The sequence below is a fragment of the Virgibacillus sp. FSP13 genome (genome assembly GCF_054048505.1).
The window spans coordinates 44,964-66,933 of sequence record NZ_JBSVKG010000004.1 but is presented as its reverse complement, the minus strand read 5'-3'; the positions used below and the strand labels follow the sequence as shown (position 1 = coordinate 66,933).

Genomic DNA, 21,970 nt, shown 5'->3' with positions numbered 1-21,970 from the left:
ATAAAGTTACGAGTTTACTACTTTCTTAGCGTCTTGACCGTTTCCCTCAGCCTCCGTGTACCAAATGAATTTATTCGCAAAACCATATATCAGTGATATAACAATAACCAAAAAGTTAAACCAAAGGAAAGGTAGATAAGTTAGGGTTGATACGCCAAGTGTTGCAGCCATAAATACCCCGCCATCAGACCATGGAACCATTGGTGTTGTAACTGTTCCACCAGCTTCTGTGTTTCGTGATAGTATTCGTCGATCAATATTTAAGCGATCGTAATTTTCTTCGGTGATCTTACTAGCAGTAATGATCGATACATACGCAGCACCGCCAAAGAAATTACCGAAAAAGCCAGAAAGCATCGTTGTTAATGTGGTTTTACCAGCATTGTTTGCCCAAGCTAGCATCGTATTACAAATGACTTGTAAAATACCTATTCTTTCCATCAATCCACCTACTCCAAGGGCAAATAGAATTAATACAATGACACCAAGCATGAATTCAATACCACCGCGATTTAATAGATTGTCAATGAACGCCACGCCAGATTCAATATTGTTGCCAGAATATAAGCTATTAACAGCATCAAACGCAGAAACATCTTGGAACAGAAAGGCCCAGACAGAACCAAGCAATGCACCAAATAAAATAACTGGTATGGATGGTTTTTTGAGTGCAAGCATCAAAATGACAATGGCAGCTGGGATCAACATATACCAAGAAATGTTAAAATACTCACTTAATGATGTCATCGTAGCCTCTGCTTGACTTATATCCCCATCTTCATTATGAAAAAAGAACCCTGTACCGAGAAACAACAATCCTGCGATAATAAATGCAGGTGCACTTACAAATAACATCGATTTAATGTGCTCAATTAAATTAACTTTTGATAATGATGCAGTCATAACCGTGGTATCAGACAATGGTGAAAGTTTATCCCCAACATAACAACCAGAAATAACAGCACCAGCAACCAATGCGACTGGAAAGCCGAAGCTGACTCCAATCCCCATCATGGCAATACCAGCAGTACCAGCAGATCCAAACGATGTACCAGTGGCAAGTGACGTGATGGCACAAATAATAAAGGCTGCCATCAAAAATATACTTGGGTCAATAATTGAAAGCCCATAATAAATAATACTTGGAACGACCCCACCTGCTATCCATGTACCAATTAATGCACCAACCGAAATTAGAACAAGTACAGCCTCTAACCCATCATAAATACCATTTAAAATACCTTTCTGCATTTCAGCATAAGTGTAACCAATCCGAAGCCCAACCAGCATGATCATAAACCAGGTAGTTAACAATGCGAGTTGAATTGGAAGGCCAAACTGTACGACAAACAGAAACATAACGACAATAAAACTAACTAGAACAAATAGTACCTCTGCCAACGTCGGTAACCTTTTTTCTGCGCTCATTATTCACTCTCCTTTTTTATCGTGGTCTTCCCTTCCACTGAGCAAACGTTTTCAAAAATTCACTTATAAACAACCTCCTTTACTTATTTCAATAAAAATCCATTTCGTAATGGGTCTTCCTGATCATAAATAAATTGATGTGTGCCAGTTATAAAACCTTGTGTTTCAATAGAATAGCGGGTGTTCGTTCCTTCGATTAATGTGGCAGTTAGCTTACTATCAAAAATACTGTGATTGGTAAGCTCTGTTAACGGCTTAGACCCGCTCGACAATGCTGTCAAAATAGCAAACGTACTATCCATACCAGGTGACCGTAAAATACTTCCATCTTTTTCAAACGTGACAGAGCGAACCTTATTTCCTTTAGTATCAAGAGGTTCTGTTAGGACAATACCGTCAAATGAAATTGACTTACTTCTCATTTGTGCTGCAGTTTCCAACCCCCACTTCTTAATAGAAGCTAAATGCGCAACCCCAATCCCTGCCATCGTGTCAGGTGGATCATAAATCAGGTAATGACGCGATTGATCGATTTCTACTGATTGGTAATCATCGGAAGTCTCAACAACCCGGCATGCACCACTTTCAATCCGAGTTTTGCGAACCTCTTGATTTTCAAAACTTGCATAGACCGAATGGAGACCATTGACCGTTTCAATGTCATAAACGTTATTTTCTTTTTTGACCAAGTTACCTGTTTCTAGTAAGGCTGTCACCGTTGCAACCAGTCCAGCATACTTGAATTTCACATCACGATCATGATTCACAAAGACACAAGCATAATCAGCCGTGTTCGAAGGAATGACGATACAGCCATTCATACCACGATGTCCCCGAGGTTCATTCAACAATAATTCTTTTTCATGCATATATTTTTCCTCAATAAGCGCCTGGTTCAATTCCAAATTTTTTTCGTTTAATGTAATGGCTGAATGCACGATAATGCGAAATGCCTCACCTGCTACATGCGTATCAATCGTTGTAAACATTTTTTCAACATTCATTTGTGCACCTCCTCCCTAATGGCCTTCCATCGGCGGAATAAGTAAATAACCTTCTTTTAATGGATCTTTTTCGTTATAGAAGAAGCGATGCATCCCCATTATCCAGGCTGAACCTGTCACTTCCGGGATTACTGCTTCACGATCCTTGATAGTTGTTAATTCTAGAATTTTCGCCTTAAAGAGTGTGCCAACGATGCTTTCATAAACGAATCGTTCATCTTTACCGATTTCATTTTTGCTAAACATGGTTGCCAATTTCGCGGAAGTCCCTGTTCCACATGGAGACCGATCAATTCCACCAGGGGGAACAACAACAGTATTTTTGAGATTTGCCTCCGGATGCACCGGATCTGTATAAAATTCAATATGTGTCAACCCGTTAATAAATGGGTGCTCCGGATGGACTACCTCTTCTTTTGCATTGATGGCATTCCGAATTGTAATGGCTTGATCAATAATCGTTGAAGCATTGTCTGTCGTTAAATCCAGCCCTAGTTTACGCGCATCAATAATTCCATAAAAATTACCACCATAGGCAATATCACATTCGACATGACCAACGCCCTCCACATCAATTTCAACCTGTTTTAACAAAAATGAAGGTACATTTAGAAACGTTACTTCCTTTGCTATTCCATCTTCCACTTTGACTTTGACTTTTACCAAACCAGCCGGTGTATCCAAATTGATCATCGTATATGGTTCATTTTTTTCAATTAGCCCTGCTTCAACAAGCGCTGTGCAGAAACCAATCGTATCGTGGCCACACATCGGCAAATAACCACCAGTCTCAATATAAATAACACCGACATCAGCTTCTGGATGACAGGGATTTACCATCAAGGCACCTGACATCACATCATGGCCGCGTGGTTCATTCATCAAAAATTTACGAATCCAATCATAATGCTCTTTCATATAAAGCATCTTTTCTGACATGGTGTCACCCTTCAACTCTGGTAAACCGCTCAAAACCGTCCTTGTCGGGTTTCCACCTGTATGCGTGTCAATCGTGGTAAACAGTCGTTGAAACTTCATTTAACTCCTCACCCTCTCCTTAAATCTGTCATGACGCAAAGGTTCCATTGGTATCGATGTTTCACTTCCGGAGATCAGTTCCTCAATTACTTTCCCAGTTATAGCTGCCAAACTAATGCCATCCCCTTCATGTCCCGCCGCTACATAAAATCCCGGAACTTCATCCACATGGGAGATGATGGGAAGATGATCCTCTGTCCACGGCCTTAAACCGGCATATGTCCGAATAACCGTCATGTCGGCCATTTTCGGGTAAAATCTGACCGCCCGTTTCGCGATATATTTGGTTACTTCATGGTTGACGTTTATATCAAATCCGTTAAACTCCCGGCTGCTTCCAATTAAAAAGTTTTGACTCTCGGTAGGCTCAAACACTAATGCAACACCATATTTCTCTGTTACGGGATCTACTACCCGTTCTCCACCAAACTTAGAAATGAGATAGCCAAATTCCATTACTTTTCGAAGACCCACCGGCTGTTGTCTAGAGGCGACAATTAATTGTCCTTTTCTAGGTTTAATCGGAATATCTACATCAAGCATTTCGCCAATGTACGGGGCCCATACCCCACATGCATTGACAACTTTGTTTGCAGTGAATGTTTCCTTATTGGTTTTAATTACAAATCGGCCAGATGTATCTTTGTCAATATTTTTCACTTCTGTATGTGTATGTATTTTTGCACCATTTTTCTGTGCACTGTAAAACATGGAGTACGTTAGCATATATGGATTGACGGTTGAATCTGTTTTACACTCTAACCCGCCATAAAGATCATCCGCAAAATAGTTGGATTCATTTCGCAGGTCTTCCCTATCAAGCATCTTAAAATCAAGCCCTGCCTCTTGTTGCTGATGTACCCACTTTTGTGCTGCTTCCAATTCCGCATCATTTTCACACACAAGAATACTGCCAGGATTACGGTATTCAAATGACATCGCTAGTTCTTTATCTAATTCATGTACCAATTGCTGACTTTGTAATGACATTTGACTGTCAAAGCCAGGATCCTTGTCGATCGCCAAAATATTTCCGTCACATCTAGATGACGTTCCACTGGCCAATTCCTTTTTTTCCAGAACCGTTATATCTAATCCCGCTTTGGAGCAAAAGTAGGAAATCGCTGCCCCCATAATGCCCCCACCGATTACAACAATGTCCCGATGATTGGTATTAGTCATTAAAAACACCCCCATTTTTAAAAGAACCCAGCCTTTCATAATACATATTGCAACTTTTATGCCAAATTAAGATATTGCTCGTCTTTAATGAAGTCTAGGCTAAGTTCTTAATAAAAATTTATATTTTTGCTCTACATAATTTGATTAAATATTCGAAATAACATTGATTTTGTCAACCTTATGTGTCAAAATATTTTTAAAATGTAAATATTTTTATACAATCAAGGAGGCTTGAGATTTGTGATTTCAATTTTTCCTGGTATCGAAGAATTTTTAGACACGCAGTTTGTCGTGTTAAACAGTAGTGAAATGGCCGAAAATGAAATAGACTCAGTCGCTAAATCAAACTATCCTAAACCAGTATTTCTAATTAGAGACAATGCAATTTTCTGGATCAAACTTTCTAACAGGATGAATCAGACCACATACTTTCTATGCGAGGAAATTTCAGCAGACGCGAAAATCGATCATATTATTGAGAAGTTGGCAATGTATGAACACCTAATTGTAAAAAATCGTAAAGGAAAAATTCTTGGCTCCCTAAACTCCCAGAGGTTATGTATTAACTTGTATAAAGCCTATCAACATTTACAGGCTTACATTTCGACAATTCTCGCTACAATCGATGAATCGTGTACCGTAATTGATAAGAATAAAAATGTAATTGCATGGACAGAAGGCGCAGAACAAATCTTTTCAGTCAAACAAGCGGATATCATCGGAAAACAAATTACAGACTTTTTCAGCCCCGATCGGTTGGAAATATTAAATGCCTTAAAAGACGGGACATCTGTTCACCACAGCCAGCATAAAGCAAGGGAAAATCAGGTCGTACTGATTAATTCAAACCCAGTATACTTTAAGGAAAAAATTATCGGGGCTGTTGTGTCAGAAACCGACATTACCAGTCAAATTAAGTTAAATAAAGAATTATACAATGCCTCCGAAAAATTATTTCATTTAGAAAGAGAAGTAAATAAATTAACAGCGACAGAAGATCCATTTATCCAAATCAGAGGGAATAGCCCTGTTTTAAACAAAACCATTAACAAAATCAAAAAAGCAGCAGCAACAGATACCAATATTTTGATACATGGAGAAAGTGGTGTAGGAAAAGAACTTTTTGCTAAAGCAGTGCACACCATCCGAGAAGGCAACCAAGCACCATTCGTTGCGATTAATTGTGGTGCAATTCCGTCTGCATTGTTCGAAAGCGAAATTTTCGGTTATGAAAAAGGAGCATTTTCTGGCGCTGATCAAAAAGGAAAAAAAGGAAAAGTTGAACTTGCCAAAGGTGGAACATTATTTCTCGATGAAATCGGTGAAATGCCACTGGACATGCAAGTAAAAATATTGCGATTGCTTCAGGAAAAAAAGTTTTATCCTGTTGGTGGAACAAAGGAAATAAAAGTAGATTTCCGAGTAGTTGCAGCAACAAACCGTGAGCTAGGGGAACTTGTAAAGGAAGGTAAATTCAGGCAAGACCTTTATTATCGGCTAAATGTCGTAAGCATAGAAGTCCCACCACTCAGAGAACGCTTGGAAGATATTATTGAATTGACACATTACTTCCTTCACGAAATTTCTATAAAATATAACCGACCTATCCATGGCATATCACAATCCGTCATGCAAGCGCTTCTCCAACATCAATGGCCAGGAAACATCAGAGAACTGAAAAATGTCATCGAACGGCTTGTTGTCTTTTCAGAAGATGGCAAAATCAAACTAGATGATCTGCCTTTCGATACAGACACATCACAAACAGTCAATAGCAGTCTTGTTGCATTATCAGCACATGATAATCGATCATTACAGGAACGGCTTCAAGAATTTGAAAAAGATATTATTCTTAAAGAATTAAAAAATGTGGACGGGAATAAATTATTATGCGCGAAAAATCTTCAAGTCACCAGGGCAACACTTTACAATCGAATAAATAAATTAGGATTAAAGATCTAATCTGAAAATGTTGGCACTATTCTTGCATATAAAACCATACAGACACTAAAGTAGGAGTGATCCAAATGACAGAAAAAGATATGATAGTTTGCAGATGTGAAGAAGTAACATATAAAGAGCTTGTTGAAACAGCTGAAACGTACAATTGTTCAGCAAGAGAATTAAAGCTTCGTACCAGAGCTGGAATGGGATATTGTGGTGGCAGAACATGCCGGAACATGGTAAATAAAGTAGCAGAAACATTAGATAACAACAACCGCACTCAAATAACGTTAAAATATCAACCTCCCGTTCGTCCAATCCGTTTTGGAGATCTAGGAGGGCAGGAACAATGAGTCAGCGAATCTTAGAACATCCTGTACTTGGAAAATTAGAAGAAAATCGTTATGTTACGTTTACATTTAATAATAAAGATTATAAAGGTTTGGCAAACGAATCCATTGCTGCTGCACTATTAGCCAATGGGATTCGTACACTTCGCCATCATGAAGAAAACGGGACTCCCCGTGGCATCTATTGCAATATCGGGCATTGTTTTGAATGCAGGGTTACCGTGAACGGACAACAAGGAGTTCGTGCATGCCTAACCCCACTACAAGAGGGAATGATAATCGCAAGTGGTGGAAAGCTCTCTACGCCTGTAAGGGATTGGAGGGCTGAACATGAATGAAGTGATTATTATCGGTGCAGGACCCGCTGGATTATCAGCTGCTATCACATGTGCTAAAAAAGGATTAGATGTAGTGGTAATCGACGAATACCTCAAAGCAGGCGGAAGACTTTTAGGCCAGCTATACGAAGAACCAAATGGATCATGGTGGAATGGCATAAACGAATCAGCCCGTTTACATCAACAAGCGCTAGATATAGGGGTTCAATTCCAATTGAACACACCTGTAAATAATCTAGAAAAAATAAATGATGATTGGGTTGTTTATACAGAAAAAGAACCTCTTTACACGAACCATTTATTATTGGCAACAGGGGCTGCCGAATCTCCAGTACCAGTTCCAGGCTGGACATTACCAGGCGTTATGTCTGTTGGTGCTGCACAAGTGATGACAAATGTTCATCGGGTAAAACCTGGCGAGCGGGGTATAATCATTGGGGTAAACGTTCTTTCCGCTGCGATTGCTATGGAATTAAAAATGGCTGGGATAGATGTAGCTTGTCTCGCATTACCACCGTTAAATCAGATGACCGAAAATGCTGCACAACCTAGGGAAGTATTGGATTCGCTTCTTCACGTATCCCATATGGCCCCTTCCCCATTTGTCCGTTATGGTAGCAAATTAATGCAAAATGACTTTATGAAACAATTAGGGGTTACCTTTTATCCTAAAAAAGGTGTCAAAATGTGGGATGTTCCAATTCAGCTCAGAAAGGCTGTCATTGAAATTTATGGTGACGAACAGGTAGAAGGCATCACTTTAGCTACAATCAATACAAATGGTGAAGTAGTTGCAGGAAGCGAGGAAAAAATAGCTTGTGATTTTGTCTGCATCGCAGGAGGACTGTATCCTCTAGCAGAATTAGCTTCTGTGGCAGGCTGTCCTTTCTATCTAGTTGAAGAATTAGGCGGATATGTCCCCTTACATAACGAACGAATGGAAACTACACTTGATGGCTTATATGTCGCGGGTAATATTACTGGTATTGAAGGTGCCAAGGTCGCGATAGCCCAAGGGGTAACAGCAGGATTGTCAATAGCGCATAACTCCGGCATTGGCGGGTTAGATGGAGAAATACGGGAGTCCATTCAAGCGATTGAGCAAACAAGAGATAGTGCTTATATTCAGTTTCATCCTGAGGTGAAAAGAGGAAAACAAGTGGTTCAGGAACAATGGGAGGAGTATTTGGTTTTATCTGATAAGAATGTACCTAGTAAACACGTTTAAAGCTAATCAAATATATTAATAGGGTGCTCAATATGTCGATCTTTAAAAGCAAGAAGTTGTTATATCTTGTTATTTCAATTCTTATAAGTTTTATTTTGTTTCTTTTATTTGCTACAAACTATAGATTTGTTAACTACCTTAATATCTTATTTTATCAGTTTTTAGTCTATTTATCATTTTGTTTATCCCTATTCATTATTAAAAATCGTTTCTTTGACGGGGTGACATTTGGTTTAAGAAGATTTCGACGATTAATAACTAGAAATGATGATTCTTTTATTCCCTCTGAAGAACTAACAGTACCTTCTGAAAAGGTAAATCAATTGTTTTATCAATTAGTTATGTTTCAAACGATTGCACTTTTCATTATAGTTATTATTTTACATCTAATTTACTTTTTATAAGATGGCGCAAAATATAAAAATATCCATACATAAGCGGGTCCGGCACTATATCAGCCGGACCCGCTTATAATTTATAAAACAATTAATTCCTTTGACGCCTTTGTTAATACTTCGCACCCATCATCTGCTACAAGAACATCATCCTCAATTCGAACCCCTCCAATACCAGGTAAATATATACCCGGCTCCACTGTCATCACCATATTAGTCTTTAAAATGTTTGTTGATTTGCTAGAAAAGTAGGGATTCTCATGAATTTCAAGGCCAACCGAATGACCAGTACCATGTCCAAATTCATCACCATAACCCTTATCGGTAATAAAAGCACGAACCCTATCATCAACAACCTTACAGGATTGTCCCGCCTTTACCTCACAAATGCCTAAATTAAGTGCATCTAAAACAATCGTATAAATCTCTTTTAATTCAGGTTTTGGCTCACCCACTGCAATAGTTCTAGTCATATCAGAGCAATAACCCTCATACAATGCGCCAAAATCTAGCGTTAACATATCTCCTTTTTCTATTTTTTTATTACTAGCAACACCATGCGGTAGTGCTGAGCGGTACCCTGAAGCGATTATCAAGTCAAAGGAAGAGGCAGTTGCGCCATTTTTTCTCATTTGATATTCAAGTTCATGATTAATTTCCATTTCGGTAACCCCTGGACGAATAAAATCAAGAATATGTTTAAATGCCTTATCAGATATACTTGCAGCTGTTTTTATTTTTTTAATTTCATCCTTCGATTTTATTTCTCGTAAATTCTCTATTACACCGGATACTGGTACACATTCTACTTTTAATAACCCAATTAATTCATTATATTGCTTTAAGTTTAAATTTTCCTGTTCAATTCCGAGGCTTGTTATTCCCATATCTGCTGCTTGTTTGGCTGCTTCCTGGAACATTGCCCTATTTTCAATAATTTCATAACCTTTAACTTGATCGGATGCCTGCTCCATGTAACGAAAATCAGTAATAAATTTTGCATCCTTGGATGAAATGATTGCAATTCCGGTTGTTCCAGTAAATTCAGTTATATAGCGCCGATTATAGCTATCAGTTACCAATAAACCGTCAATGTTGTATTCCCCGAAATATTTTCTTAATTCAGTTATTTTGTTCAATATAAACCCTCCTATATATTATCGTGTTTTGAAATCATAAACTATTAATCATTATATAAATGGCATGATACCCAATGAGCATTATGAACTTCCTTCCAGTCCGGTTTTATCTCACTACAGATATCCATAGCTGCTGGACAACGGGTTCTAAATGGACAACCACTAGGTGGAGAAATTGGGCTAGGCACATCCCCCTTTAGAATAATGCGCTCTCGACTCTTCTCAATATTTGGATCTGGTAATGGAATTGCGGATAGCAGAGCCTTCGTATAGGGATGTAATGGATCCGCATATAAATCATTCGCAGGGGCTACTTCTACCATATTACCCAAATACATTACACCAATACGATCACTTATATGTTTTACCATCGACAAATCATGTGCAATAAATAAATATGTTAATCCTCGTTCTTCTTGGATCTTTTTCATCAAGTTGACAACTTGTGCTTGAATGGAAACATCAAGTGCAGAAATTGGTTCGTCTGCGACAATAAAATCTGGATTTACAACTAGTGCTCTAGCTATTCCTATACGCTGTCGTTGCCCACCACTAAATTCATGCGGGTATCTATTAGCATGCATCTTACTTAATCCAACCGTCTCCAACACTTCATACACTTGTTCACTTCGCTGCTTTTTATCCGATGACCCATGGATATCAATACCCGCGCCAATAATATCTTTTACAGTCATTCTAGGATTTAACGATGCATACGGATCTTGGAAAATCATTTGAAGATGTTGATGGAATTTTTTCAATTCCTTTTTGTGCTTCTTATCTGAAATACTTTCTCCGTCAAAAACAACTTCCCCATCAGTAGGTTCATATAAACGAACAATCGTCCTTCCAACTGTAGACTTCCCGCAGCCAGATTCCCCTACAAGCCCAAATGTCTCCCCTTTATATATATCAAAGCTAATCCCATCCACAGCTTTTAGTAAAGATCTTCTGCCGACTTTGAAATGCTTTTTAAGACTACGAATCTCAATTATCTTTTCATTGTTCATTTTTCAACCCTCACTTTAATTACGTCAGGAGCTTCTACATTAGGTGCACGTTCGTCCAATAACCAGCAAGCTGTTCCCTGAGTATCCGATATTGAATGATGATCTGGCATCTCCTCTGTACATATTTCCATTACATATGGACAGCGAGGTGCAAACGGGCATCCTTTTGGAGGGTTAGCTAAATTAGGAGGTGTTCCTTTTATAGCCATCAACTCTTCATCCTCTAATTCAAGTCTTGGTATCGACTGTAATAACCCCCATGTATAAGGATGTTTAGGCTGATAAAAAATCTCTTCACAAGTACCCGTTTCAACTACTTTGCCTCCATACATTACGGCAACTCGCTGAGCCATATTGGCAACAACCCCAAGATCATGGGTAATTAGAATAATAGATGTACCAAATTTATTCTGAAGATCTTTCATTAGATCCATGATTTGTGCTTGAATAGTTACGTCAAGGGCTGTTGTTGGTTCGTCCGCTATTAATATTTTCGGCCTGCAACTAAGAGCTATGGCAATCATTACACGCTGACGCATACCGCCTGAGAACTGATGTGGATACTGCTTGATCCGACTTTCAGGATTAGCAATCCCGACATGTTTCAATAATTCTACAGCTCGTTTAATAGCCTCTTCCTTGTCTACACCCTGGTGTTTAATCAGTCCTTCCACGATTTGATTACCAATGGTCATTGTAGGATTCAAGGAAGTCATTGGATCTTGAAAAATCATACTAATATCTTTACCACGAATTGATCGCATATAATGCTCTGACTTTTCCACCAAGTTCTCTCCATTAAATTTGATCGTACCTTCTTTAATTCTGCCAGGTGGCTGGGGAATCAATTTCATAATTGTTTGAGCGGTAACACTTTTACCTGATCCAGATTCCCCAACAATAGCAAGGGTTTCTCCTTTTTTTAATTGTATATTAACACCACGTACAGCTTGTACTTCTCTACCATCTGTTTCAAAGATTACATTCAAATCGGTCACTTCTAGTAAATTATCCTTTCCCAAGTCATTCACCCCTGATCGTCTCGTATTAATTTGTACCAATAAATTTTTCTTTAATTTTTCATTTTTGGATCCAATGCATCTCGTAAACCATCACCAAGAAGGTTAAAACTGATAAGTAATAAACTAATTACAATACTTGGAAAAACGACCAAGTAAGGAAAAATTTGTAATGATTCAAATCCATCATTAATGACAGTACCCAAAGATGCCATTGGTGCTGGAAGCCCCAGTCCAATAAAGCTTAAAAATGCCTCAAAAAAGATTGCAGTTGGGATTGTAAACATTGTTGTGATAATTATCTGTGAAATAGAATTTGGAAGAAAATCTTTTGTAAGAATTCTTGTATGGGATGCCCCTAGTGTTCTAGATGCTAAAATAAATTCCATTCCTTTCAGTTTTAAAACCTGTCCCCTTACAATCCTTGCCATTCCAACCCACCCGGAAATTACCATAGCTAGAATAATAGACGTGATTCCAGGTTTCAAAACTACGATCGCCAGGATAATTAACACCAGATTTGGAATACCCACTAAAATCTCAATGAATCGCTGCATAACATTGTCTACTCTTCCACCAAAATACGCGGATACCCCACCATAAATAACACCAATAAGAAAGTCTATTAATGCCGCCACAAAGGCAATAAACAATGAAATTTTTGTTCCATACCATACACGTGTCCATTGGTCTCTACCAAATTGATCAGTACCAAACCAAAAACTTTCTTCAACACCTTTTTGTTCATATAAATCAACGCCATCCTTATAACCGTCAAATGGCAACCAGTGAATATCAGCCAATATTGGAATTTTAGGGGGCAAGAATGCACGAGTCATATCCTGTTCCTCATACGTATATTCGTTCATCGCAGGTCCGATTAATGCCATAACGATGAAAAATATAATGCAAATTAGACTAAATAGAGATCCTTTGTTTTTAGCAAGTCTTTTAAAGGCATCCTTCCAATAACTGCTCTGTTTATCGTTAATACTTTCTTGTATTTCGTTATCAATAACTACTGGTTTAAATTTCTCATTTATATAATTTGTATTTTCCGTACTCATCCTGCATCGCCCCCCTCCAATTTTATTCTTGGGTCAATAATGACATAAAGAATGTCAACAACAAATACAATGAAAATAAACATAGCAGCATATAGCAAAGTTACTCCCATAATCATTGGATAATCATTTGTTGTAATTGATAGAACAAATTGTTCACCGATTCCAGGAATTGCAAATATTTTCTCAATAACTAATGATCCAGTTAGTATCGAAATTACTAATGGTCCTATAATAGTTATGACTGGAATCAATGCATTCCGAAGAGCATGTTTATAAATAATAGTGCGATCCAATAGTCCTTTTGACTTTGCAGTTTTAATATAGTCTTGTCCCATTACATCAAGCATTTCCATACGAATATATCGTGCCATGGTTGCAATAACGGCAAATGAGAGTGATAATGCTGGCATGATATGATATTGCCATCCTTCCCAATAGGCTACTGGTAACCAGCTCAATTCCACTCCAAAAATATATTGAAGAAAACCAGCAAACACAAATGAAGGAATAGAAATACCAAGGACAGCGATTACAGTTGATCCAAAATCCCAAAAAGTGTTATGCCTAAGTGCGGCAATAATTCCCAATACAAGACCCAATAAAGCACCGACAACTAGCGCCTCTATCCCCAATGTCAATGATGGACCCATTTTATTGAGAAGAATTTCACTTACTCCACGATTCTTAAACTGAAATGATAGTCCTAAATCTCCATGTAGAAAATTCCATATGTAGTAACCGTATTGAACAATAACAGGCTCATTCAAATTATAGTGCTCTTTAACTAATTCCAACTGTTCTGCAGTCATTTTATCCTGGTTTTGAAACGGTGTTCCTGGAAGAAGCTTCATTGACATAAATGTAATAGTCATGATAATAAAGAATGTTATTAACGTGTAACCCAAGCGCTTCAAAATATAACGAGACATTTTATCCCCCCTGCAATATGTATTTATAGATAAAAACGATTAACTAATCCATGATTAATTGTATTTCTACATACTATTTATATACTAAGGCAAGTTTCCCCCTTTCTTAATTCAATTAAAATGCAATTTCTATGCCAAATCCCAAAAGCCCATTAATTGGTAAGATAAAGGTAACAGAAGGAAGTGTATCGTCAATAAAATTCTAATTTACAAATACTTTATACATCATTTGTATAAAATATTTTACATATTCAAAAAAATAAAGTTCCTTATTGTTTGTAATTAGAAAGAGTTTTTTTATACCACAAAGAAAAGCACATATTTTATTCATTGGGTACCCTAGTTACCCGATTTTGGCATAATTCATGCATTTAAATAATAATTGAAAAATAAAAGGAGGTTAGTTAGATGGTTTCAAAAAAAATGGGTTGGTTTATTTTACACATCATGGTGTTGACAGGCATTGTGCTATCTGCTTGTAGTAATGAAACAGGAAATGAGAGTCAAAGCAACAACGATACACAATCTGAAAGTGGTGATCCCGAACTAGCAGATTCACAAGTATTAAATCTCTATGCTAAGACAGACTTTACCTCATTAGATAGTGCACACGCATCAGATGCCCCGTCATTTGATGCCCTTTATCAAATTAGTTCAGGTTTAATAGGATTTTCTAAAGATGGAAACTTTGTCCCTGACTTGGCAGCAGATGAACCGAAAGTTAATGAAGATAAAACTGTTTATACCTTTACCTTGCGTGATGGTATAAAATGGTCCAATGGGGAACCAATTACTGCGGAAGACTTCGTTTATGCATGGCAACGGGAGGTTAATCCAGATATAGCAGGTGAATATGCGTTTATTTTTTCATCAGCAAATATTAAAAATGCTACCAAAATAATGAATAAAGATAGCGACATTTTTGGTCAGGTAGAAAAACTGGGAATTGAGGCGATCGATCAACAAACGGTAAAAATTACACTCGAAAAACCAACACCTTACTTCGTATCTTTGCTTTCATTTCCTCCATTCTATCCGCTAAATGAAGAATTTGTGGAAGGTCAAGGAAGTGAATATGCAACAGAAGTGGATAAAATATTATACAGTGGTCCCTTTAAAATGACTGAGTGGAACCATGGTGAAGGTTGGGTTTATGAGAAAAATGAAAACTATTGGGATGCAGAAAATGTAACATTAGAAAAAGTCAATTATAAAGTCGTTGAAAATACTTCAACGTTAGTAAGCCTGTTTCAAAGTGGCGAATTAGATTATGTTGAAGTTGATGCCCAATATATAACACAATTCAAAGGTAGTGAGGAATTACATACGGGAGAGTTGACTTCTGATATGAAATTCTTACGATTAAATCAAGCAAACGAGGCTTTAGAAAACGAAAATATTCGTGATGCTATTTATAATGGATTTGACCGAGAAGTATTGGTGAATTCTTTACTTCAAGATGGGTCCGCCTCTGCACGCTATATTGTACCAAAAGATTGGGCTATGGACAGTGAAGGTAATGACTTTAGAAGCAAATATCAAAATATCAATAACTTATCTCTAGAGGAAGCGGAGAAATCTTTTCAAAAAGGCTTAGAGGAAATCGGAAAGAATTCTGTTACACTCGATATCATGATTCACGAAGGTGACATGACAGAAAAAGTTGCAACTTTCCTACAATCACAATTGGAGGAAAATTTGCCAGGGTTAAAAATTAACATTAATAAGCAGCCTTACGGTCAGCACCTAAAGCTCGAAGGAGAAAGAAAATATGACATTTCCCAATGGGGCTGGTTGCCAGATTATTTAGACCCTATTACGTATTTAGATATATGGTTAACAGATGGACCATTCAACAGAACAGGATTCTCAAATTCTGAATATGACGGGTTAATTGACAAAGCGAACAACCTTGGACTAAAACCTAAGGAACGCTGGAAGACCTTACAAGAAGCTGAAAAAATGCTATTAGAAGATGCATCAATTGTGCCACTTTACCAAAGCGCTAGAGCTTATGTCAAAAAACAATATGTTACGGATTTAATTCCAAGAAACTACGGTCCAACTGTAGACTTCCGATACGCACACATTGTCAATCATTAAATTCATCAATTAGCATTATCATGAAATAAACTTGATCTTTGGCAGAAAGCCGGAGATCAAGTTTATATTTTACGGATGGCTTCATGTATATAAACTTTTTATGGTAAATAAGCTAGTTGTTTCATAAAAGTTAATAGAGAATATTTCCCAGTCCTCCTAGGCTGTTTTGTTCAACTTATGAGAATGCCAGTTGTCTACTCATCAATCGTGTTCGTAATGGTTTTATGGGGTTTTAACGTAATTGCAATTAAAATTATTGTCGAACAATTTTCACCTGTTACCATTACTGCCTTGCGTATCTTTTTGGCATCACCTGTTGTTTGGATTATTTTATGGAGAAAAGAAAAAAATTAGATTGCCAAAACAAAAGGAGATATTATATGTTTTGGCAATCTAATTTTTCGGCTTGATTGGTGTTTCGATTGTTGCTCTTAAAGGCAGTACTGGTAAAATCGGTATCGGCGAGCTATACATATTCATTGCTGTTCTCTCACAAGCCTTAAGCTTTATTTACATAAAGAAAGCATCGGCCACGATGAAGGCTAGTCTTCTCACAGGTTCTATGTTATTGATAGCTCATTTTTGCTCTTTTTCGTCAGTTTAGCGATGGAGCCATCTGGTCTGTCAAGTTTAAAAGGCGGTACCATTGTAGGTTGGAGTGTTTTTCTTGCCTCTGGAATTTTAGCAACAGGGATCGGACATTTTCTTTATAATTGCGCGCGCCATTCAACACATTGGGCCGGGAAAAACTTCTATTTTTTTAAACATGTCACCGTTTTTTGCATTACTGGGGTCCGCGCTATTTTTAGGAGAGTCAATCTCAATCGAACAAATTCTTGCGTTTGTGCTTATTGTAATTAGTGTGCTCTTAGGTTCCGGTATAGTTGATAAGTATATTTATAAAAACACACATCACCTGAGTGAGAAAAAATTGATGAGGCAATAACTCAGATTGAAGTTCAGATTCTACGTGAAGACTTCTATCATAAAATTTAAAAACACTCTGCTTTAACAGATCTTTCATAGAGCAGTGTGTTTGTTATTACTTTAATTCTTCATTTATGTAGGTGTTTTCAAAAGCTGATAACCCTACTATAGCAAATTCAAAGCAAAACCCTTCTGGCATCTCATCCCTAGAATTCACCACAAACTGATGGAACCCGGTAATCCGTGCAGTACCGGCAACCCTCGGAACAACGACATCGTATGCTTTCAACCTTTGTATTAGCGATAACTTCACCCTGAAAAACTCCATTTGTAATGCTTTCATGGGAGAAAATTTCACCTTTATCTAACTGTCCCCACGCATATAAAGTTGCCACTCGTACACTTGTCCCTGTACCACTTGGCGAGCGATCAATTTGACGATCGGCAAATATCGTTACATTTTTCATATCCGCATTTTCTACTGATGGTTTATCCGAAAAAATTACACCATATATATCTTTTAAATCATTTTGCAGTGGATGCATCATGTCTAATTTTCTTCAATATAATGTTTAATTTTCATGCCCCAGTCCTGCAGATCTGGCAAATGTTCATTATTGACTTGTAAATTTAATTTGACACTGTCAAGAATCGCATAAAACACCCCCCAAAGGCAAAGTGAACTGTAAATGATTGATCAATTTTTACTGGAAAATCTTTTTTGCACACAAATGATGGTACATTTTCGAACCAAACCTCTTGAACTTTTTAACCTTCACATTTGGCATAAGCAATCACTTCTCCCGCTGGGCTATCAATAACAAATTTCCACTCACCTTCCATTTCATAGTTACCAGTTTCCGTGACCATCGTTACCACAACAATGATTCCGTAACCACACATCGTACTCCAACCTTCATTATGCATAAAAAGAACTCCAAGGTCTGCATTTTCAGAAGCTGGTGGAGTTATGATACATCCATACATCCCATGGTGTCACCTTGATTCATTCATTAATGTTTTTCGGATATGATCCAAATGTTTGATACAATATGCCCTTCGTTCTGGCTATGCATCTCCTTTAATTTCTGGCAACCCACCTGTTATAATTCGCAATGGTTCACCTGCAACGTGTAAATCTTGATAGCAATCGGTCAAAATTCATAAACCTCCCCTCCCCTATTTTTTATACTTTTCTATTGCAATTTTCATTCCATGTTAGAGTTTTCAAACCCCTGTTTACGGTATAAATCTTTCATGGTAATAAGGGTGGTAAAAAATGGAGGTTTTACAATGACTATTGATTACCAAAATAGATTAGAAATACTAAAAGATCGTCATGAAGAAAATGATATCGAGGTAGCAATGATTAACGCACCAGCAAATGTATTCTATTATATTGGTTTTAATTCTGACCCTCATGAACGGTTTATGGGCTTAATTTTGGATAACCGAAACAACGACTGTATCCTGTTCGTTCCTTCACTGGATGAGGAAATTGCTGCTAATGAATCATTCATTAAAAATATTGTCCTGATTTCCGATGAAGAGGACCCATATGCAAAACCTAACTGAAACCTTTAAGGGGATATCTTTCGCTTTGGACTTGAAATGAAAACGGTAAGCATGTACAAGCATCAGCATTTGACATCTGTTTTCCCAAAAGCTATTTACGAAGACATTCAACCATTGATCAATAGAGAGCGATTGAAAAAGTCAAGAAGTGAGCTAGTGTATACACAAAAGGCAATTGATATCATTGAAAAAGTTCGGTGCTGAGGGGCCATCATTTTCGACAATTGTATTTCCGGCGAAAAAGCTGCTTTGCCACACGGAACTCCAGGTACCGCACTTTTCAAAATGGTGATTTTTTATTAATCGACATAGGGGTAAGGATAAAAGAAGGGTATTGTTCAGATATCACAAGAACGTTTATTATTATCGGTGAAGCAACAGATAAACTAAAGGAAATATATAACATAGTACTTGAATCTACGAAAGCAGGCCTCAATGCTGTAAAAGCTGGAGTACCACTTAAAACATTTGATATTGCTGCAAGAAGCGTTATCAAGGAAAGCGGTTATTTCAACAATCGCGTTGGACATGGCCTTGGCATTGAAGTTCATGAGGAACCATCTGTCCACGAAAATAACGATCAACTAGCTGAATATGGATTATTGTTTACCATTGCGCTGGGAATTTACATACCCCAATATGGTGGCGTTCGGATTGAGGATAACGCATATATTAATGAAAATGGTGAAGCTGAAGTGTTAACTTCTTTCCAAAGGGAATTGCAGACTTTATAGGTCGAAAATGAAAAATAATCCCTGCCTCTTAAGAGACAGGGATTATTTTTCATACCTTTTGTCAATTCTATTCGTATTTTATTCCCTTTCATACAACCGTTGTTAACTGAATTTCAGAATGATGGAAGCGCATTTTGTCTGAATTTTATTTACCCATCTTAATAATGGAATTTAGGAAACTATAAATTGCATCACCAGCGATTACTCCGGCTGCCATAATAGTCATATTCTGTTCATTCTTTGAAGATTTTTTGAGAACTATTATTCTTATTATTATTCCAACTAAAACAGCCCATCCCGCTAAAGGATTCGTTAATAACAAACCTGTGCTAAACAAAATTCCTAACTGCTTACCTGATCCCCCAACAAGTTGTAAAATCGCACCCGGTACAGCCCATATTACTAATTGCATTGCAATGTCATTGGACACCCCAGACTCTATTGTTGCAGCATATACATGATTGATGGGTGGAATTAAACCTTGCGAAAAATAATGATTAAAGGTTAACAAAACTACGATTGAAGCGACAGCAAATCCAACCACAGCTGCAAGTAATTGGTGTTTACGTCCTACTTTTTCGAATTCCGGGTCTTTCCCATTTCCTCTTAGGATAAACCCTGTTTTCAAATCATAGCCCATATCTGCAAATGCAACGCCTGTACAGGCACTTAATCCAGCTAACATAGCCAGTGCTTCAATTGGGAAGCCTATTAGAATACCTACGATTAGCGTAATTAATGCTACTGCAAAGGCTGGAAACCAACCAGCATGCATTGCTGCAATACCAACAATAAGTTCATGAGCAAATGCTGCAAGAGTAGCAAATAATGTAAAGCCAATTATCATTAGTAGTGACATATTTGTATATAGACCACCAATTATGGCTACTAAAATTGAAACTGTTGCATATGCTAAAAAGCCATAACCAAACCCTTGACCAATCTCACTGGTACTTTTTGCATAAGTATTTTCTCCTTTTTCTTTTCTCCCCTCTTTGCTTTTATTAAATATAATAAACAGAACCTGAATTAGTGCAACAATACCTGCACCAATCATAAATCCATGTGGTACATAATAGTAATCCAAATTAATCCCTATTATTGTTGGAGAGTATGAACTTATCAAGAGGCCTATGCCAAACATAGAAAGTGCCCAAATATTTCCAATAAAAGCAACCCCAAAAGCTGACATTGGTATTTTAAATATAGAACCTAATACACCGACACCGATTCCCGTAAGTAGATATTTCGCCCTTTTTCCACCCTCATCACCAGCTTTAATTGCTTCAGCAGTAGCGATTCCGGGAGGCCAAGCTTCTTTGGCTGGAAAGACCTTTGTATCAAAAAACTTGTATAATAGCAATGCATCAACAAACATCGCTAATATAACACCAATAAAAAGTGGGATGATTAATTGTTCTAATCCTAATACATATGGAATTCCTATAGGAAGAATTAGACTACTTGCTGCACCAAAAGTAGCTGCTGAAATAGAAGTCTGAACTAAATTTTGTGAATGAACTGATTTGAATTTAACTAATTGTTGTAATGGTATCCGGGCTAAAATCATTGCAAACACCGCCCCCACAATAGAAGTATTAGCAGAGATCCCCAATGATGTGATTAACTGAACCCCTATAATAGCTCCAACTGCAGCCAAAAAGATAATAACAATTAGTATTGTTGGATCTTTAATCGACGGATGACTTGCTTTTTGATGATTAAAATCGATAAACTTTTTTTCTTCCATCGTATACCTCCCTCGTATAATTCCTTATTATTTATATACATCAACATCTAGCAATTCAATATAATCTTCAATTAATGTCTTCTTATCTAATAGTTCTTGTAAGAAATATTGCTTTTTATCATCATTCATACGATAAATTGGGCCTGCGATTGTTAATGAACCAAGAATTCCTCCGTCTTTTCCAAATATCGGAACACCAATACCGAAAACATCTTCTGAAAATTCACCTTCTGTATAACTCCACCCTTGTTGTTTTATTTCTTCTAAACTATTTACTATTTCTTCTTTCTTAACCAATGTTCTATCGGTATATTTTTTTATTCCGTTATTCATCATTTCCATTTGTTCGTTAACATTTAAGAAGGCCATGATTACTTTACTAGAAGCCCCTACATAGAGCGGGGTTTTTGATCCAATTGAGACAGCAAATTTAATATGTTGTAAACTTTCTGATATTTCGACCGTTACCCCATTATCACCTACTTTCCATGTCAGGAAGGCCGATTCCTTTGTTGCCACACTTAATTCCTTCATTACCGGAACAACTAGATCAGACAAATGCACTTTATTTTTAACAACTGTTAACAAATCAAAAAATTTGGGTCCAAGTTCATACTTTTTCGTATAACTATCTTGTATCAAAAAGCCTTTATTTTCATAAGTCCTTAGGATACGGTATAAAACCGTATGATTGACATCCATTTCTTTCGCAAGCTCTCTTAAACCCCATTTAAAATTTTGTTTTGTAAACATGCTTAATACATCTAAGGCAATCCCCAATGATTTTAAAGTCACTTAACCCCACCACTT

General features: G+C 37.3%; 19 protein-coding genes and 2 pseudogenes. 9 read left to right on the top strand and 12 right to left on the bottom strand.

All coding sequences use genetic code 11. The annotated features are described in order from the left end of the window. Positions 1-6 precede the first annotated feature (6 nt). The 4 genes from nhaC to ACW2QC_RS05325 all read right to left on the bottom strand — a co-directional run bounded on the left by nhaC (position 7) and on the right by ACW2QC_RS05325 (position 4,652). Positions 7-1,428, bottom strand: a complete 1,422-nt coding sequence (nhaC, locus tag ACW2QC_RS05340; RefSeq protein WP_457542950.1) for a Na+/H+ antiporter NhaC — start codon at positions 1,426-1,428, stop codon at positions 7-9. An 83-nt stretch (positions 1,429-1,511) separates the two neighbouring features. Continuing rightward, on the bottom strand, positions 1,512-2,432 hold the full coding sequence (locus tag ACW2QC_RS05335) for a proline racemase family protein (protein ID WP_457542949.1): 921 nt from the start codon (positions 2,430-2,432) through the stop codon (positions 1,512-1,514). Between the two features lie 15 nt (positions 2,433-2,447). After that, the gene (locus ACW2QC_RS05330; RefSeq protein WP_457542948.1) at positions 2,448-3,470 is read right to left on the bottom strand and encodes a proline racemase family protein; all 1,023 of its coding nucleotides are present in this window, start codon (positions 3,468-3,470) and stop codon (positions 2,448-2,450) included. Continuing rightward, entirely contained in the window at positions 3,471-4,652 is a 1,182-nt protein-coding gene (locus ACW2QC_RS05325) for an NAD(P)/FAD-dependent oxidoreductase (RefSeq protein ID WP_457542947.1), read from the bottom strand. A gap of 240 nt (positions 4,653-4,892) precedes the next feature. On the opposite strand from ACW2QC_RS05325, the gene ACW2QC_RS05320 reads away from it, so the two are divergent. From ACW2QC_RS05320 to ACW2QC_RS05300, 5 genes are all read left to right on the top strand, one after another. Continuing rightward, a complete protein-coding gene (locus tag ACW2QC_RS05320) occupies positions 4,893-6,614 on the top strand; it encodes a sigma-54 interaction domain-containing protein (RefSeq protein WP_457542946.1) in 1,722 nt (573 codons plus the stop codon). Between the two features lie 65 nt (positions 6,615-6,679). Next, positions 6,680-6,949: a (2Fe-2S)-binding protein gene (locus ACW2QC_RS05315; RefSeq protein ID WP_457542945.1), complete on the top strand. Its 270-nt coding sequence runs from the start codon at positions 6,680-6,682 to the stop codon at positions 6,947-6,949. Beyond that, positions 6,946-7,284, top strand: coding sequence for a (2Fe-2S)-binding protein (locus ACW2QC_RS05310; RefSeq protein WP_457542944.1), 339 nt, complete (start codon positions 6,946-6,948; stop codon positions 7,282-7,284). Before ACW2QC_RS05315 ends, ACW2QC_RS05310 begins: the two co-directional genes overlap by 4 nt. Continuing rightward, a complete protein-coding gene (locus tag ACW2QC_RS05305; RefSeq protein WP_457542943.1) occupies positions 7,277-8,512 on the top strand; it encodes an NAD(P)/FAD-dependent oxidoreductase in 1,236 nt (411 codons plus the stop codon). Before ACW2QC_RS05310 ends, ACW2QC_RS05305 begins: the two co-directional genes overlap by 8 nt. A 32-nt stretch (positions 8,513-8,544) precedes the next feature. Continuing rightward, positions 8,545-8,916, top strand: coding sequence for a DUF3899 domain-containing protein (locus ACW2QC_RS05300; protein ID WP_457542942.1), 372 nt, complete (start codon positions 8,545-8,547; stop codon positions 8,914-8,916). Between the two features lie 71 nt (positions 8,917-8,987). On the opposite strand, the gene ACW2QC_RS05295 is transcribed toward ACW2QC_RS05300, so the two are convergent. From ACW2QC_RS05295 to ACW2QC_RS05275, 5 genes are read right to left on the bottom strand one after another with little or no spacing between them, the layout of a single operon-like run. Beyond that, positions 8,988-10,046, bottom strand: a complete 1,059-nt coding sequence (locus ACW2QC_RS05295; RefSeq protein ID WP_457542941.1) for a M24 family metallopeptidase — start codon at positions 10,044-10,046, stop codon at positions 8,988-8,990. Positions 10,047-10,090: 44 nt separating this feature from the next. Further along, positions 10,091-11,056: an ABC transporter ATP-binding protein gene (locus ACW2QC_RS05290; protein WP_457542940.1), complete on the bottom strand. Its 966-nt coding sequence runs from the start codon at positions 11,054-11,056 to the stop codon at positions 10,091-10,093. Then, positions 11,053-12,078 (bottom strand): ABC transporter ATP-binding protein, encoded by a 1,026-nt coding sequence (locus ACW2QC_RS05285; protein WP_457542939.1) that lies wholly within the window; start codon positions 12,076-12,078, stop codon positions 11,053-11,055. Before ACW2QC_RS05285 ends, ACW2QC_RS05290 begins: the two co-directional genes overlap by 4 nt. Before the next feature lie 50 nt (positions 12,079-12,128). Then, positions 12,129-13,142: an oligopeptide ABC transporter permease gene (opp3C, locus tag ACW2QC_RS05280; RefSeq protein ID WP_457542938.1), complete on the bottom strand. Its 1,014-nt coding sequence runs from the start codon at positions 13,140-13,142 to the stop codon at positions 12,129-12,131. Beyond that, positions 13,139-14,071, bottom strand: coding sequence for an ABC transporter permease (locus ACW2QC_RS05275; protein ID WP_457542937.1), 933 nt, complete (start codon positions 14,069-14,071; stop codon positions 13,139-13,141). The genes opp3C and ACW2QC_RS05275 overlap by 4 nt, the downstream gene beginning before the upstream one ends. A 408-nt stretch (positions 14,072-14,479) precedes the next feature. Between ACW2QC_RS05275 and ACW2QC_RS05270 the strand changes: the two genes are divergently transcribed. The 3 genes from ACW2QC_RS05270 (at position 14,480) to ACW2QC_RS05260 (ending at position 17,120) form a co-directional block, all read left to right on the top strand. After that, complete coding sequence (locus ACW2QC_RS05270) at positions 14,480-16,174, top strand: peptide ABC transporter substrate-binding protein (RefSeq protein WP_457542936.1); 1,695 nt, start codon at positions 14,480-14,482, stop codon at positions 16,172-16,174. A 177-nt stretch (positions 16,175-16,351) separates the two neighbouring features. After that, the gene (locus ACW2QC_RS05265) at positions 16,352-16,528 is read left to right on the top strand and encodes an EamA family transporter (RefSeq protein ID WP_457542935.1); all 177 of its coding nucleotides are present in this window, start codon (positions 16,352-16,354) and stop codon (positions 16,526-16,528) included. A gap of 346 nt (positions 16,529-16,874) precedes the next feature. Then, positions 16,875-17,120 (top strand): EamA family transporter, encoded by a 246-nt coding sequence (locus ACW2QC_RS05260; RefSeq protein WP_457543084.1) that lies wholly within the window; start codon positions 16,875-16,877, stop codon positions 17,118-17,120. A gap of 165 nt (positions 17,121-17,285) precedes the next feature. On the opposite strand, the pseudogene ACW2QC_RS05255 reads toward ACW2QC_RS05260, so the two are convergent. Then, positions 17,286-18,115: pseudogene (locus tag ACW2QC_RS05255) on the bottom strand (proline racemase family protein); the annotation flags it as partial. Between the two features lie 279 nt (positions 18,116-18,394). Between ACW2QC_RS05255 and ACW2QC_RS05250 the strand changes: the two are divergent. Next, a pseudogene (locus tag ACW2QC_RS05250) lies at positions 18,395-19,410 on the top strand (aminopeptidase P family protein). Positions 19,411-19,555: 145 nt separating this feature from the next. Here ACW2QC_RS05250 and ACW2QC_RS05245 read toward each other — a convergent pair. Beyond that, a complete protein-coding gene (locus tag ACW2QC_RS05245) occupies positions 19,556-21,160 on the bottom strand; it encodes an OPT/YSL family transporter (protein WP_457542934.1) in 1,605 nt (534 codons plus the stop codon). A 27-nt stretch (positions 21,161-21,187) separates the two neighbouring features. Then, positions 21,188-21,955, bottom strand: a complete 768-nt coding sequence (locus ACW2QC_RS05240) for an IclR family transcriptional regulator (RefSeq protein WP_457542933.1) — start codon at positions 21,953-21,955, stop codon at positions 21,188-21,190. Positions 21,956-21,970: the final 15 nt, after the last annotated feature.